General features: G+C 58.2%; 15 protein-coding genes. 6 read left to right on the top strand and 9 right to left on the bottom strand.

The window, feature by feature from the left end; genetic code table 11:
* Nucleotides 1–4: 4 nt before the first annotated feature.
* The 3 genes from trpD (at nt 5) to ACWGZX_RS11400 (ending at nt 2,734) form a co-directional block, all read left to right on the top strand.
* On the top strand, nt 5–1,054 hold the full coding sequence (gene trpD / locus ACWGZX_RS11410; RefSeq protein WP_223514857.1) for an anthranilate phosphoribosyltransferase: 1,050 nt from the start codon (nt 5–7) through the stop codon (nt 1,052–1,054).
* Nucleotides 1,051–1,887, top strand: a complete 837-nt coding sequence (gene trpC, locus ACWGZX_RS11405) for an indole-3-glycerol phosphate synthase TrpC (RefSeq protein ID WP_452628354.1) — start codon at nt 1,051–1,053, stop codon at nt 1,885–1,887. Before trpD ends, trpC begins: the two co-directional genes overlap by 4 nt.
* 145 nt (nt 1,888–2,032) lie before the next feature.
* The gene (locus tag ACWGZX_RS11400; RefSeq protein WP_452628353.1) at nt 2,033–2,734 is read left to right on the top strand and encodes a lipoate--protein ligase family protein; all 702 of its coding nucleotides are present in this window, start codon (nt 2,033–2,035) and stop codon (nt 2,732–2,734) included.
* On the opposite strand, the gene crp is transcribed toward ACWGZX_RS11400, so the two are convergent.
* The gene (gene crp, locus ACWGZX_RS11395) at nt 2,731–3,375 is read right to left on the bottom strand and encodes a cAMP-activated global transcriptional regulator CRP (RefSeq protein ID WP_452628352.1); all 645 of its coding nucleotides are present in this window, start codon (nt 3,373–3,375) and stop codon (nt 2,731–2,733) included. The two genes, ACWGZX_RS11400 and crp, sit on opposite strands and share 4 nt — an antisense overlap.
* A 237-nt stretch (nt 3,376–3,612) precedes the next feature.
* Between crp and ACWGZX_RS11390 the strand changes: the two genes are divergently transcribed.
* On the top strand, nt 3,613–4,035 hold the full coding sequence (locus tag ACWGZX_RS11390; RefSeq protein ID WP_007941657.1) for an OsmC family protein: 423 nt from the start codon (nt 3,613–3,615) through the stop codon (nt 4,033–4,035).
* A gap of 145 nt (nt 4,036–4,180) precedes the next feature.
* Here ACWGZX_RS11390 and coq7 read toward each other — a convergent pair whose 3' ends face one another.
* The 6 genes from coq7 to hemJ form a co-directional block, all read right to left on the bottom strand.
* Nucleotides 4,181–4,828, bottom strand: a complete 648-nt coding sequence (gene coq7, locus ACWGZX_RS11385; RefSeq protein WP_452628351.1) for a 2-polyprenyl-3-methyl-6-methoxy-1,4-benzoquinone monooxygenase — start codon at nt 4,826–4,828, stop codon at nt 4,181–4,183.
* 108 nt (nt 4,829–4,936) lie between these two features.
* Nucleotides 4,937–5,275 (bottom strand): histidine triad nucleotide-binding protein, encoded by a 339-nt coding sequence (locus ACWGZX_RS11380; protein WP_223514819.1) that lies wholly within the window; start codon nt 5,273–5,275, stop codon nt 4,937–4,939.
* Between the two features lie 81 nt (nt 5,276–5,356).
* Nucleotides 5,357–6,145, bottom strand: a complete 789-nt coding sequence (locus ACWGZX_RS11375) for an SDR family NAD(P)-dependent oxidoreductase (RefSeq protein WP_223514816.1) — start codon at nt 6,143–6,145, stop codon at nt 5,357–5,359.
* Nucleotides 6,146–6,206: 61 nt separating this feature from the next.
* Nucleotides 6,207–7,184 carry a DUF805 domain-containing protein gene (locus ACWGZX_RS11370; protein WP_452628350.1) on the bottom strand — a complete coding sequence of 326 codons (978 nt, stop codon included), beginning with the start codon at nt 7,182–7,184 and terminating at the stop codon, nt 6,207–6,209.
* Nucleotides 7,185–7,281: 97 nt separating this feature from the next.
* A complete protein-coding gene (locus ACWGZX_RS11365) occupies nt 7,282–8,250 on the bottom strand; it encodes an NAD(P)H-dependent flavin oxidoreductase (protein ID WP_452628349.1) in 969 nt (322 codons plus the stop codon).
* Between the two features lie 33 nt (nt 8,251–8,283).
* Nucleotides 8,284–8,712, bottom strand: coding sequence for a protoporphyrinogen oxidase HemJ (gene hemJ / locus ACWGZX_RS11360; RefSeq protein ID WP_007947971.1), 429 nt, complete (start codon nt 8,710–8,712; stop codon nt 8,284–8,286).
* Between the two features lie 135 nt (nt 8,713–8,847).
* Here hemJ and argC point away from each other — a divergent pair, with 135 nt between their 5' ends.
* Nucleotides 8,848–9,882: an N-acetyl-gamma-glutamyl-phosphate reductase gene (gene argC, locus ACWGZX_RS11355; protein ID WP_452628348.1), complete on the top strand. Its 1,035-nt coding sequence runs from the start codon at nt 8,848–8,850 to the stop codon at nt 9,880–9,882.
* Nucleotides 9,883–10,050: 168 nt separating this feature from the next.
* Nucleotides 10,051–10,401: an iron-sulfur cluster insertion protein ErpA gene (erpA, locus tag ACWGZX_RS11350; RefSeq protein ID WP_007947969.1), complete on the top strand. Its 351-nt coding sequence runs from the start codon at nt 10,051–10,053 to the stop codon at nt 10,399–10,401.
* Between the two features lie 68 nt (nt 10,402–10,469).
* On the opposite strand, the gene ACWGZX_RS11345 is transcribed toward erpA, so the two are convergent.
* Together ACWGZX_RS11345 and ACWGZX_RS11340 are read right to left on the bottom strand one after the other, a co-directional pair.
* Nucleotides 10,470–11,561: an anhydro-N-acetylmuramic acid kinase gene (locus ACWGZX_RS11345; protein WP_452628347.1), complete on the bottom strand. Its 1,092-nt coding sequence runs from the start codon at nt 11,559–11,561 to the stop codon at nt 10,470–10,472.
* Between the two features lie 3 nt (nt 11,562–11,564).
* Entirely contained in the window at nt 11,565–12,977 is a 1,413-nt protein-coding gene (locus ACWGZX_RS11340; protein ID WP_452628346.1) for a peptidoglycan DD-metalloendopeptidase family protein, read from the bottom strand.
* Between the last annotated feature and the right edge of the window lie 160 nt (nt 12,978–13,137).

Below are 13,137 nucleotides of genomic sequence, written 5' to 3'. Positions count from 1 at the left end.
TTTCATGAATATCAAGACAGCCCTGGGCCGTATCGTCGATCACCTCGACCTCAGCACCGATGAGATGCGCGATGTGATGCGCGAAATCATGACCGGCCAATGCACGGATGCGCAGATCGGCGCATTCATGATGGCCATGCGCATGAAGAGTGAAAGCATCGACGAAATCGTCGGCGCCGTGTCGGTCATGCGCGAGCTGGCGGACAAGGTCGAACTCAAGACCCTCGACGGCGTGGTCGATGTGGTTGGTACCGGCGGTGACGGTGCCAACATTTTCAACGTGTCGACCGCCTCGTCCTTCGTTGTTGCAGCGGCTGGTTGTACCGTGGCCAAGCACGGTAACCGTGCGGTGTCGGGCAAAAGCGGCAGCGCCGATTTGCTGGAGGCGGCGGGCATCTACCTGAACCTGACACCGGTTCAGGTGGCTCGTTGCATCGACAACGTCGGCATCGGTTTCATGTTCGCCCAGACTCACCACCGTGCGATGAAGTACGCCGCCGGTCCGCGTAAGGAGCTTGGCCTGCGGACCCTGTTCAACATGCTCGGCCCGCTTACGAATCCGGCCGGTGTGAAGCATCAGGTGGTGGGCGTGTTCAACCACGCGTTGTGCCGGCCATTGGCCGAAGTCCTGCAACGATTGGGCAGCAAGCACGTGCTTGTAGTGCATTCGAAGGATGGCCTGGACGAATTCAGCCTGGCCGCGCCGACCTTTGTGGCGGAATTGAAGAATGACCAGATCACCGAATATTGGGTCGAGCCGGAAGACCTGGGCATGAAGAGCCAGAGCCTGCACGGGCTGGCAGTTGAAAGCCCGGAGGCCTCGTTGGAGCTGATACGTGATGCCTTGGGCAAACGCAAAACCGAAAGCGGTCAGAAAGCCGCCGAGATGATTATGCTCAATGCCGGTGCCGCGCTGTACGCCGCCGACCATGCAACCAGTTTGAAAGAAGGCGTTGCCCTGGCGCACGATGCGCTGCACACAGGCCTCGCTCGGGAGAAACTGGAGGAGTTGGGTGCATTTACCGCGGTATTCAAAGTGGAGAATGAAGGATGAGTGTACCGACGGTTCTGGAAAAAATTCTGGCGCGCAAGGTCCAGGAAGTCGCCGAGCGTAGCGCTCGTGTGAGCCTGGCCGAGCTGGAAAGTCTGGCCAAGGCGGCCGATGCACCCCGTGGTTTTGCCCAGGCGTTGTTGGCGCAAGCCAAGCTCAAGCAGCCGGCGGTGATTGCAGAAATAAAGAAAGCCTCGCCGAGCAAGGGCGTGATCCGCGAGAACTTCGTTCCCGCAGACATCGCCAAAAGCTACGAGAAGGGCGGCGCGACGTGTTTGTCGGTGCTGACCGATATCGATTATTTCCAGGGCGCCGATGCGTATCTGCAACAGGCCCGGGCGGCGTGCAAACTGCCGGTGATCCGCAAGGACTTCATGATCGATCCTTATCAGATCGTCGAAGCGCGGGCGCTGGGCGCCGATTGCGTGTTGTTGATCGTCTCCGCGCTGGATGACGTGAAAATGGCCGAACTGGCTGCCGTGGCAAAAAGTGTCGGCCTCGATGTGCTGGTGGAAGTTCACGACGGCGACGAGCTGGAGCGGGCCTTGAAAACCCTCGACACACCGCTGGTCGGCATCAACAACCGCAACCTGCACACCTTCGATGTCAGCCTGGAAACCACACTCGACCTGTTGCCGCGCATCCCTCGTGATCGTCTGGTGATTACCGAAAGTGGCATCCTCAACCGCGCCGATGTCGAGCTGATGGAAATCAGCGACGTTTATGCGTTCCTGGTTGGCGAGGCGTTCATGCGCGCCGAAAGCCCGGGGACGGAGTTGCAGCGTCTGTTCTTTCCGGAGCGCGGGACTGCGGTGAGTGGTTCTACACTCGACTGATTACACGCAGACCGAGTCGACCCCATCGCGAGCAAGCTCGGCTCCTACAGGAGAACCAATGTAGGAGCCGAGCTTGTCTCCGGGCGGCGTTCCGACGATGGCGGCATAAGTAGCACCATAGACTTCATGTCCAACGGAATACCTAATGACCTCAATCGTCTCTTTGATTGTCGAAGCCGGCCTGCAAGCCGAACAGGATCTGTTGGCGTCGGTCTGTGCCGGCGACGCTGAGTTTGGTCTGCTGTTCTGGCAACCTAATGACCGCGCCCTGGTCATGCCCCGACGCTTGAATCGCCTACCCGGTTTCGACGCGGCCTGCGAAGTTTCAGCCGCTGCCGGTTGGCCGGTCCTATTGCGTGAAACCGGCGGCGAACCGGTGCCGCAATCGGCATCAACCATCAACATTGCATTGGTCTACGCACCACCACGCAGTGAAGGTGATCAGAACCGGATCGAAACCGCCTATCGCCGACTCTGCGATCCGATCTGCCAGTTGCTGGATGAGCTCGGCGGCGTGTCGTCCCTCGGCGAAGTCGATGGTGCATTCTGCGATGGCCGTTTCAACGTCAATCTCGATGGCCGCAAGATGGTCGGTACCGCTCAACGCTGGCGCCAAAGCAAGGGTGGCACGCGCCCGGTCGGGTTGGCGCACGGTGCATTGTTGCTGGATAACGAGCGCGAATCGATGGTGGCGGCGGTCAATCGCTTCAATGAAGCCTGCGGTCTGGAACAGCGCGTTCGCGCCGAAAGCCACATCGCCCTGCATGAGAAGTTCGCCGCGCCCGATGCGCTCGGCCGGCTCGACACTCTTTATCGCCAGTTGCTGGCAGAGATGTTCAAGGCTTAGCGCGTACCGAAGACCACCATGGTCTTGCCTTTGACGTCCACCAGGTTGCGTTCTTCCAGATCCTTAAGCACGCGACCGACCATTTCGCGCGAGCAACCGACAATCCGGCCGATTTCCTGACGGGTTACTTTGATCTGCATGCCGTCCGGGTGGGTCATCGCGTCCGGCTGCTTGCACAGTTCCAGCAGGCAACGGGCGACGCGACCGGTCACGTCGAAGAACGCCAGGTCACCGACCTTGCGCGTGGTGTTGCGCAGACGCTGTGCGATTTGTCCGCTGAGGACGTAAAGAATGTCTGGATCTTGCTGGGACAGCTCACGGAATTTCGCGTAGCTGATTTCCGCGACCTCGCATTCGATCTTCGCGCGGACCCAAGCGCTGCGTGCCTGTTCCAGTCCGGCCTGTTCGAACAGGCCCAACTCCCCGAAAAAGTCCCCGGCGTTCAGGTAGGCGATGATCATTTCACGACCGTCGTCATCCTCGATCAGGATCGTGACCGAGCCTTTGATAATGAAGAACAGTGTTTCCGAGCGATCGCCCGCACAAATAATGTTGCTCTTGGCCGTATAGCGACGGCGCTGGCAATGCATCAACAGCTTGTCGAGGTTTTTGATTTTGGGTACTGGGGTAATAGCAACCATGGTTGTATCCCGAAAAGACTTCACGGTGTGTGTTGGTTTTCTTGTGAGTCGCCGACAACGGTCTATGCAAAAGCTGGCCATGCGCCAGTGAATTGGCGCCAGCTTAACAGACACTTCCTACAAGATTTGAGAATTTACCTACTGTGTAAACACTTGCGTCCCAGGAAGGTGAGACGCTGTCAATCAAGGGCCCTGTGCTAAGCTGGCGACCCTTTTTTAGACAGTGGAGTCTTGGCGATGAAGGCACGCATCCAATGGGCTGGCGAAGCCATGTTCCTCGGTGAATCCGGCAGTGGTCACGTGGTGGTCATGGACGGTCCGCCCGATGCCGGCGGTCGCAACCTGGGTGTCCGGCCGATGGAAATGCTCCTGCTCGGTGTCGGCGGTTGCAGCAACTTCGACGTGGTCAGCATCCTCAAGAAGTCCCGTCAGGCTGTCGAAAGCTGCGAAGCCTTCCTCGAAGCCGAGCGTGCGACCGAGGACCCTAAAGTCTTCACCAAGATTCACATGCATTTCGTGGTCAAAGGTCGTGGGCTGAAAGAAGCCCAGGTCAAGCGCGCCATCGAGTTGTCGGCAGAGAAGTACTGCTCGGCCTCGATCATGTTGGGTGCGGCAGGCGTGGCGATTACCCACGATTACGAGATCATCGAACTCGGTTGAGTCAGGCACAAAAAAGGCGACTCCCTCACGGCAGTCGCCTTTTTTATGTCTGTCGCAAAACCTTTGTAGGAGCAAGGCTTGCCCGCGATAGCGTCCTCGAGATCGCCATCGCGGGCAAGCCATGCTCCTACGAAAAGCCCCTAGGTCAGATCCGATAAGTACTCTTGGTCATCACCTTGGCCATCAGACTCATCCCGAACTTCACCGGAGCCGGAAAACGGAACCCTCCGGCATCCAGCGCGCTTTCCGCGTGATGTTCTTCATCAATACGCATCTGCTCAAGAATCGCCCGGGATTTTTCGTCCTCAGCCGGCAATTGCTCAAGGTGTTCATTCAAGTGCTTGCACACTTGATGTTCAGTGGCGGCAACGAACCCCAGGCTGACTTTGTCGCTGATCAACCCGGCCACCGCACCGATCCCGAACGACATGCCATAAAACAGCGGATTGAGAATGCTGGTGTGACTGCCCAACTGGTGAATGCGTTGCTCGCACCACACCAAATGGTCGATCTCTTCTTCGGCAGCATGCTCCATGGCGGCACGCACATGCGGGAGCTTGGCAGTCAGGGCTTGCCCTTGATACAGCGCCTGAGCGCAGACCTCGCCGGTATGGTTGATGCGCATCAGGCCGGCAACGTGCCGGGTGTCTTCATCGCTCAATTTCGCATCAGGCTGAACGATGGCCGGCGACGGACGGTAGGGCTGACCGCCGAAGGGCAACAGGGTGCGCATGGCGGCGTCGGCTTGCAGCAGAAGACGGTCAATCGGCGAGTAGTGACGTTGGGTAGTCATGCTGATCTCCGGGAAAAATCTCGGCGGCCAGTTTACCCCAATCGGCCGGGGAAGGTTTGCGCTGGGTCATGCGGGAGTGGCTGGCCACTCCCTTGCAACAGTCTGTAATCAGCCCGGCGGCCAGTGCATCTGGCGCTGACCCAGCACATGCATATGAATGTGATAGACGGTTTGCCCACCCAGTTCATTGCAATTCATGACCACACGGAAGCCTTTTTCGCAGCCCAGCTCCAGCGCAAGGCGTTGGGCCGTGAACAGGATGTGCCCGGCCAATGCCTTGTCGTCCTCGGTGAGGTCGTTAAGGGTGCGCACGGGTTTTTTCGGAACAACCAGAAAGTGCACCGGTGCCTGTGGGTTGATATCGTGGAAGGCCAGTACCTGGTCGTCCTCGTAAATGATCTTTGCCGGGATTTCCCGGTTGATGATCTTGGTGAACAGAGTATCCACAGCTGTTTTCTCCGTTGTTTTGGCTGGCCTGAGTGTACTCATGGGAGATGCCCCCGCCCAGTGTTTTACCGAGGGACGTGTTCAGCGTGGGCAGTAAACCTTGTTGACCATGCCGGCGATTGTCCGGTTTAACCAGCGAGAGCCGAGTCGTGGCAGAAAGGCGCGCCAACGGTTGCGTCGGCCCGGAATAATGATCGCGCGATTTTTCTCCAGGGCCCGCACGGTATACAGCGCCACTTCTTCGGGACTCATCAGCATTTTGCTGTCGGTCAGTTTGCCGGTGTCCAATTGCGCGGTACGGAAAAAGCCGGTGCGCGTCGGGCCGGGGCAGAGCACCGAGACCTTGACTGCACATTTTTTCAGCTCGACGCGCAAACCTTCGGAAAAATGCAGCACATACGCCTTGCTGGCGTAATAGGTGCTCATCCACGGGCCGGGCAGAAACGCGGCGACCGAGGCAACATTGAGGATTTGCCCGCCACCCTGTAAGGCCATGCTGTTTCCGATGGCGTGGCAGAGGCGGGTGAGTGCCAGAATATTCACTTCGATCAGGTCCTGCTCGGTCATCCAGTCTTGAGCGAGAAAGGGACCGCAAGTCCCCATGCCAGCGCAGTTCACCAGCAAATCAATTTGACGGTCGCCTTCCTCCAGTTCCAGCAGAAACCCCGACAACCGCAGCGGCTCGCCGAGGTCACAGGCACGGAAAAGCACTTCCACGCCAAAACGTTGAGTCAGTTCAATCGCAATACTTTCCAGCTGATCACGTTGTCGGGCCACCAGAATCAGGCTGCGGCCACGCCGGGCCAGCGCTTCGGCCATCGCCAGGCCGATGCCGCTGGAAGCGCCGGTGATCAGAGCGTAACGGGTCATGCAGTTCTCCATCGCAACAGCTCCGCGCCGCGACGCAGGTGTCACGGGCGGGGAGCGCTGTTTATTCTTTCGCAGAGTCTACAGGGGACGGGGCTTCTTCGGCTTCATCGTCTGCAGAATCCGGTGTGGTTTCGGTCGCTTCGGCCGGCTCGACTTCAACCTCGTCGGTCGTCACCGAGCTGCTGTCATAGCTGCTTTCAGTGGCGCTTTCATACTCTTGCTGAATCGCAGTAAAACCGCCGGACAGCGCCGCCACGAAGACGATGGCGATAAACACCACCCACAACGAAGACAGCACTTTGACAGCGGTGCTGTTGGGCGGTGGCGGCGGGCCGTAGCGATTGGCGATGTTGGAGCCGGGGACGACCATGATCACGAACGGAAAGAGGCTGCCCACGAACGGGACGAAGTTCAACAGCCAAAGCCACCCGGACCAGCCGATATCGTGCAAACGCTGCACGCTGATCTGAATACTGACGACCACGACTGCGATGAACAGGATCAGCGCCACCAGGCCACCGACAATCAGGCCGGCAGTCGAGTCTGCGCTGATCAGCGCAACGGCGAAAACGGCGAGTGCCGATCCGACACCCAGCATCACAAGGGTCAGGACCATCGTCCAGGCCAGATAACGCAAGCGGCCGATGCGCCCTTCAAAGCTGAACGGCTTGAGTGTGGCGAACGCGGGCAGGCTTTCACCGACGCTAGCCTGAGGCGGAGCGTAAGGGGACACCGGGTCGACGAAAACCGGTTGGGCCTTGGCGGGAACGTGTTCGTGAGCGTCGGTCAGTCTCAGCTCTATGGACGATTCGCTTTCGATCCGCGCATTGATGCCGGTTTTTGTCAGTTCCTGAAGGTAGGTTTGCGCCTCGACTTGCGACAAACCTTGCTTGAGCGTGACGGTCTTGCCTGTGAACAGCCGTTCGACCGCAATGACTTCGCGTTTGTACAGCTCGGCGAGATTCTGTTTGGCGGTCGTAAGGTCAAAACCTGGCAGCAGAGCGCCGTCGAATACGATCTTGAAACGGTTTTCGCTCATTTCGAGGCATCCTTGTCGCGAGTGTTTAAGTTAGGAAGTGTTGCAGGCATGGATGGAGTGTAGGGCCAGCCGGGCGGGGCTGGCCGAAACTTTCATCTCAGCGCGGCCAGCGTTTTGGCAGTTGTGCCGCCAATTCCAGTGCCTTGCGATATTCCGCGTCCAGCCGTGCGACCAATTGATCGACACTCGGCAAATCATCGATTTCCCCGACGCCCTGGCCCGCAGACCACACGGTTTTCCAGGCCTTGGCTTCATCGCTGATCGGTTTGAGTTTGGAACCGAAGTTGACCTCTCCTTTGTTTTGCAGGGCTGCCATGTCGAAACCTGCAGCTTCCAGGCTTTGACGCATGAAACTCGCCGGTACGCCGGACACTGCTGGAGTATGGACGATGTCCGCCGCCCTGGAAGTCAGCAGCATCTCCTTGTAGGCGTCAGATGCATGACTTTCAGTGGTGCCGATAAATCGCGTACCGAAGTAGGCCAAATCCGCACCGAGCAATTGCGCCGCAAGAATCTCGTGGCCGTGGTTCAGGCAGCCGGCCAGCAGCAGGGTTTTGTCGAAGAACTGACGAATTTCCGCGATCAGAGAGAACGGGCTCCAGGTGCCAGCGTGGCCTCCAGCGCCCGCGGCCACGGCTATCAAACCGTCCACGCCAGCCTCGGCGGCTTTTTCCGCATGGCGGCGAGTCGTTACGTCGTGGAACACCAGGCCGCCGTAGCTGTGCACTGCGTCGACCACTTCTTTCACGGCACCCAGGCTTGTAATCACAATCGGCACTTTGTGCTCGATGCAGATCTCCAGATCCGCTTGCAGGCGCGGGTTGCTGTTGTGGACGATCAGGTTGACCGCATAAGGTGCCGGATTCTCCAGTGTCGCCAAACCTGCTTCGATCTCTTCCAGCCAGGCCTTGAAACCGCTGCTCTCGCGCTGGTTCAACGCGGGGAAACTGCCAACCACGCCATTACGACAGCAGGCGAGCACCAATTGTGGATTGGAAATCAGGAACATCGGCGCAGCCACCACGGGCAGACGCAAACGTTGTTCGAGCAGAGCGGGCAGCGACATTGGAGGTACCCCGGTGAGTTGTGCTTATTGACGTTAGAACGGCCGAACCACGACCAGAATTACGATAGCCAGCAATATCAGAACCGGGACTTCATTGAACCAGCGATAAAAGACATGGCTGCGGGTGTTTTCGCCACGGGCAAAACGCTTCACCTGCGCACCGCACATGTGGTGATAGCCGATCAGGATCACAACCAACGTCAGTTTGGCGTGAATCCATCCACCCTGACTGAAGATGCTCGGGTTGAGGCCGATCAGCGCAATGCCGAAAATCAGGGTGGCGATCATCGCCGGGCCCATGATGCCGCGGTAGAGTTTGCGCTCCATGATGCTGAAGCGTTCTTTGCTGACGGTGTCTTCACTTTGCGCGTGATAAACGAACAGGCGCGGCAGGTAGAACAGGCCGGCAAACCAGCAGACCATGCTGACGATGTGAAGCGCTTTGAGCCACAGATAAAGCATTTTGAGTTATTCCCAGATTCACGGTAGCGAAGATAGTAGAGGGTAGAGCGTCCGCACGTCACCTTGACGGTTGTCGCAGGACGATACGCACCCTATTATCGACGGCTTTCCAGTGGGTTCGTTGAGGGCAGGTTTATGGTCAAGGTCGGTATCGTCGGCGGCACGGGTTACACCGGTGTCGAACTGCTGCGTCTGTTGGCACAGCATCCGCAAGCTGAAGTGGTAGTGATCACTTCCCGATCCGAGGCTGGCCTGGCCGTGGCCGACATGTACCCGAACCTGCGAGGCCATTACGACGGCCTGGCGTTCAGCGTTCCGGACATCAAGACACTGGGCGCCTGTGATGTGGTGTTCTTCGCCACGCCTCACGGTGTTGCCCACGCGTTGGCCGGCGAACTGCTGGCGGCCGGGACCAAGGTCATCGACCTGTCGGCGGACTTCCGTCTGCAAGATGCCGCAGAGTGGGCCAAGTGGTACGGCCAGCCGCACGGTGCGCCGGAACTGCTGGAAGAAGCGGTTTACGGCTTGCCGGAAGTCAATCGCGCGCAAATCAAGGATGCTCGCCTGATCGCCGTTCCGGGTTGCTACCCGACCGCTACGCAATTGGGTTTCCTGCCCTTGCTCGAAGCCGGCCTGGCTGATACCACTCGTTTGATCGCTGACTGCAAATCCGGCGTCAGTGGTGCCGGGCGTGGTGCCTCCGTGGGATCGCTGTACTCCGAGACGTCGGAAAGCATGAAAGCTTACTCGGTCAAAGGTCATCGTCACTTGCCGGAAATTCGCCAGGGGCTGCGTCGCGCAGCGGGCAAGGATGTCGGTCTGACGTTCGTTCCGCACCTGACGCCAATGATTCGTGGCATTCACTCGACGCTTTACGCGACCGTCGTGGATCGCTCGGTCGATCTGCAAGCGTTGTTTGAAAAGCGTTATGCCAACGAACCGTTCGTCGATGTGATGCCTGCCGGCAGCCATCCGGAAACCCGCAGTGTGCGCGGAGCCAACGTGTGCCGTATTGCCGTGCATCGTCCGCAGGATGGAGATCTGGTGGTGGTGCTGTCGGTGATCGACAACCTGGTCAAAGGTGCGTCGGGTCAGGCGGTGCAGAACATGAACATCCTGTTTGGTCTGGATGAGCGGTTGGGCTTGTCCCACGCGGGCATGCTGCCGTAAGGCTCTAAGCCGCACAGCAAAAAGGCCCATTCAGTGGGCCTTTTTGCATTCTGGTCTGACGATTTGCTTGATTGATATACCGTAACAATAGTTGACCGCTTTTCTAGGACAAGCGGATAATGCGCGTCATCACGCATTATGGCGGCGTAACGCCGGGAGATAGTCAGCATGAGCGTCGAATCCTTCACCCCCACGGCTTTGCAATTCACCCACGGTGCCGCGCACAAGGTGAAGAGCCTGGTCGATGAAGAGGGGAATGATCGCTTGAAGCTGCGCGTATTTGTTACGGGCGGCGGTTGTTCAGGTTTTCAGTACGGCTTTACCTTCGATGAAGAAGTGGCCGATGACGACACCATCGTCGAACGCGAAGGTGTGAGCCTGGTCGTGGATCCGATGAGCTTCCAGTACCTGGCAGGTGCCGAGGTGGATTATCAGGAAGGTCTGGAAGGTTCGCGCTTCGTGATCAAGAACCCGAACGCCAGCACTACTTGTGGCTGCGGCTCTTCGTTCTCGATCTGATCGCACTTCAGCGCAATTCAAAACGCCGCAGAACCTCATGGGTTGTGCGGCGTTTTGCTGTCTGTCGTTCAGGCGGGGTAGATAGCGCCGAGTACGCGCAGGCCGCGAGCGCCGGTGACGCTGGGGCGATTGGCGGCGATGCCTTCGAGACAGCAATGGGCCAGCCAGGCGAATGCCATGGCTTCAACCCAGTCGGGGTCTACACCATGAGTGGCGGTGCTGCTGACTTGCGCATTCGGCAGTAAGTCGGCCAAGCGCTTCATCAGCGTGGCGTTGTGCGCGCCGCCACCGCAGACCAGCAATTCTTGAGTATCCGATTGGGCGTGTTGCAGTGACTCGATGATGGTCATTGCGGTGAGCTCAAGCAGGGTAGCTTGCACGTCTTCGGCAGCGAAAGTCGGTAGTGTCGTGAGGTGCTGCGTCAGCCATGGCAGGTTAAACACTTCGCGGCCGGTGCTTTTGGGGCCTTTGGTCACGAAGAAGGGATCACTGAGTAGTTCATTCAGCAGTGCCGGTTCGACGTTACCGCTGGCAGCCCATTGGCCGTCGCGATCAAAATTGTCGCCGCGCTGCTGATGGATCCAGGCATCCAGCAGCACATTGCCCGGGCCGCAGTCGAAACCCGCAACGGGTTTGCCGGGTTCGATCAGGCTGAGATTACTGAATCCACCAACGTTCAATACCGCGCGATTACCGGCGCGTTCATCAAACAAGGCTTCGTGGAACGCTGGAACCAGTGGCGCACCTTGCCCGCCAGCGGCAACATCGCGACTGCGGAAATCACTGACCACGGTGATGCCGGTCAACTCGGTCAGCAGGGCGGGGTTACCGATCTGCACCGTGAAGCCGCGCGCCGGCTCGTGGCGAATGGTCTGGCCGTGGCTGCCTATCGCGCGAACGTCTTCTGGCTTGAGGTTTTGTTGATCAAGCAGGGTATGAATGCCTTGGGCGGCCAGTTTCACCCAGTTTTGTTGGGCGATGGCGGAGCGGGCAATCTCATCCGGGCCGCTGGCGCACAAGCCAAGCAGCTCGGTGCGCAGGGATTCAGGCATGGGAATGTAGTGCGTGGCGATCAGCTTGATCGCCGGGGAGAGTTCAACCAGTGCGATGTCCAGGCCATCGAGACTGGTTCCGGACATCACACCTATATAGAGCGTCATGGCTTAGCGCTTGCTCGAAGCCAGCATGGTGGATTTCTCTTGATCCATGCGCGCCATCAGCGGTTGGCTCTGCGCAAGGAAACGTGCGCGCTCGGCTTTGGAGATTGGATCAGCCATCGCCACCTTCTGGCCTAGTGGGTCGACGTGCACGCCATTGACCTGGAACTCGTAATGCAAATGCGGCCCGGTGGAAAGTCCGGTGGTGCCGATGTAGCCGATCACCTGGCCCTGTTTAACAGTGCCGCCAGTCTTTACGCCTTTGGCGAAGCCTTGCATGTGGCCATACAGCGTGGTGTAGGTGGCGCCGTGCTGGATGATTACGGTATTGCCGTAGCCACCGCGGCGACCGGCCAACAATACTTTGCCGTCACCGGCAGCCTTGATCGGTGTGCCGCGCGGTGCTGCATAGTCGACGCCTTTGTGGGCGCGGATCTTGTTCAGGATCGGGTGCTTGCGCCCCATGGAGAATTTCGAACTGATGCGGGCAAAGTCTACCGGGGTGCGGATGAACGCTTTGCGCATGCTGTTGCCTTCAGCGGTGTAGTAACTGGCGTTGCCCTGTTTGTTGGTGTAACGCACGGCGGTATAGGTCTTGCCGCGGTTGGTGAACCGCGCTGAGAGTATCGGGCCATTGCCGACAGCCTTGCCGTTGACGACTTTCTGCTCATAGATCACATCGAATTCGTCACCCTGGCGAATATCCTGGGCGAAGTCGACGTCGTAGCCAAACACGCTGGCCATGTCCATGGTCAGGCTGTGGGAGAGCCCGGCGCGAGCAGCGGATTGCGACAACGAACTGTTGATCACGCCATGAACGTAGGCGGAGCGCACGGAAGGCTTGGAGGTGATGCGGTTGAACACATAACCCTTGTCATTCTTTGTCAGGGTAATGCTTTCGAGGTCGCTGAGCTTGCTGTGCAGATTGGTCAGCTGGCCTTCTGGGTTTAGTTCGAATTCGAGCTTCTGGCCATGTTTAAGCTGGCTGAACTGCTTGGCTTGCTTGTCGCTGGCCAGGATTTCATGCACCGACGTGGCCGGGAGGCCGACTTTTTCAAACAGAGTGGACAGCGTATCGCCTTTGGTGACGATCACTTCCCTGTGGCTTGGAGACTTCTTTTCTTCAACCGCAGGCGCGGCTTGAGCGGTTTCCTGCGGTTCTTCGGTGCTGTTTTCGATCTGCGCGAAAGGGGTGACTACAGGCTCATTTGTGGCTTGAGCGGCGTCAGCAGCGTCTTGGTCTTGTGACAGTTGTTCAGCAGGGCTTTCCAGTTCAAGACTCAGGGTGGTCCTTTTGGCTTCAACATCGCTGGAAGGGAATACCAGAAGCGCCAGGCTCAGCAGGGCGGCGATGCCACTTGCTGCGAGCAAGTGAGTCTTCGGGTAAAGCGGCGGCGCTTTAGACGATTCTTTGGTCATAAGTGATTTTTTGACTTTGAAAAAGATGAATTGGAAAAGATGAATGACATGATGAAGATGAAATAACTGTATAAAATATAACCAAATCATCTCTGAAGCAAGTCCGCGGACGCTCTGCCGGCGGATTGGCGTCATTGCGCCGGCCAAACTTTGTATTTGA

Source organism: Pseudomonas sp. CLCA07, assembly GCF_053615335.1.
This window is presented reverse-complemented; position numbering and strand designations above follow the sequence as displayed.

Excerpts from the sequence above, each read along its gene's own strand:
- trpD (WP_223514857.1), top strand. The coding sequence starts at position 5 with ATGAATATCAAGACAGCCCTGGGCCGTATCGTCGATCACCTCGACCTC.
- trpC (WP_452628354.1), top strand. The coding sequence starts at position 1,051 with ATGAGTGTACCGACGGTTCTGGAAAAAATTCTGGCGCGCAAGGTCCAG.
- ACWGZX_RS11400 (WP_452628353.1), top strand. The coding sequence starts at position 2,033 with ATGACCTCAATCGTCTCTTTGATTGTCGAAGCCGGCCTGCAAGCCGAA.
- crp (WP_452628352.1), bottom strand. The coding sequence starts at position 3,375 with ATGGTTGCTATTACCCCAGTACCCAAAATCAAAAACCTCGACAAGCTG.
- ACWGZX_RS11390 (WP_007941657.1), top strand. The coding sequence starts at position 3,613 with ATGAAGGCACGCATCCAATGGGCTGGCGAAGCCATGTTCCTCGGTGAA.
- coq7 (WP_452628351.1), bottom strand. The coding sequence starts at position 4,828 with ATGACTACCCAACGTCACTACTCGCCGATTGACCGTCTTCTGCTGCAA.
- ACWGZX_RS11375 (WP_223514816.1), bottom strand. The coding sequence starts at position 6,145 with ATGACCCGTTACGCTCTGATCACCGGCGCTTCCAGCGGCATCGGCCTG.
- ACWGZX_RS11370 (WP_452628350.1), bottom strand. The coding sequence starts at position 7,184 with ATGAGCGAAAACCGTTTCAAGATCGTATTCGACGGCGCTCTGCTGCCA.
- ACWGZX_RS11365 (WP_452628349.1), bottom strand. The coding sequence starts at position 8,250 with ATGTCGCTGCCCGCTCTGCTCGAACAACGTTTGCGTCTGCCCGTGGTG.
- hemJ (WP_007947971.1), bottom strand. The coding sequence starts at position 8,712 with ATGCTTTATCTGTGGCTCAAAGCGCTTCACATCGTCAGCATGGTCTGC.
- argC (WP_452628348.1), top strand. The coding sequence starts at position 8,848 with ATGGTCAAGGTCGGTATCGTCGGCGGCACGGGTTACACCGGTGTCGAA.
- erpA (WP_007947969.1), top strand. The coding sequence starts at position 10,051 with ATGAGCGTCGAATCCTTCACCCCCACGGCTTTGCAATTCACCCACGGT.
- ACWGZX_RS11345 (WP_452628347.1), bottom strand. The coding sequence starts at position 11,561 with ATGACGCTCTATATAGGTGTGATGTCCGGAACCAGTCTCGATGGCCTG.
- ACWGZX_RS11340 (WP_452628346.1), bottom strand. The coding sequence starts at position 12,977 with ATGACCAAAGAATCGTCTAAAGCGCCGCCGCTTTACCCGAAGACTCAC.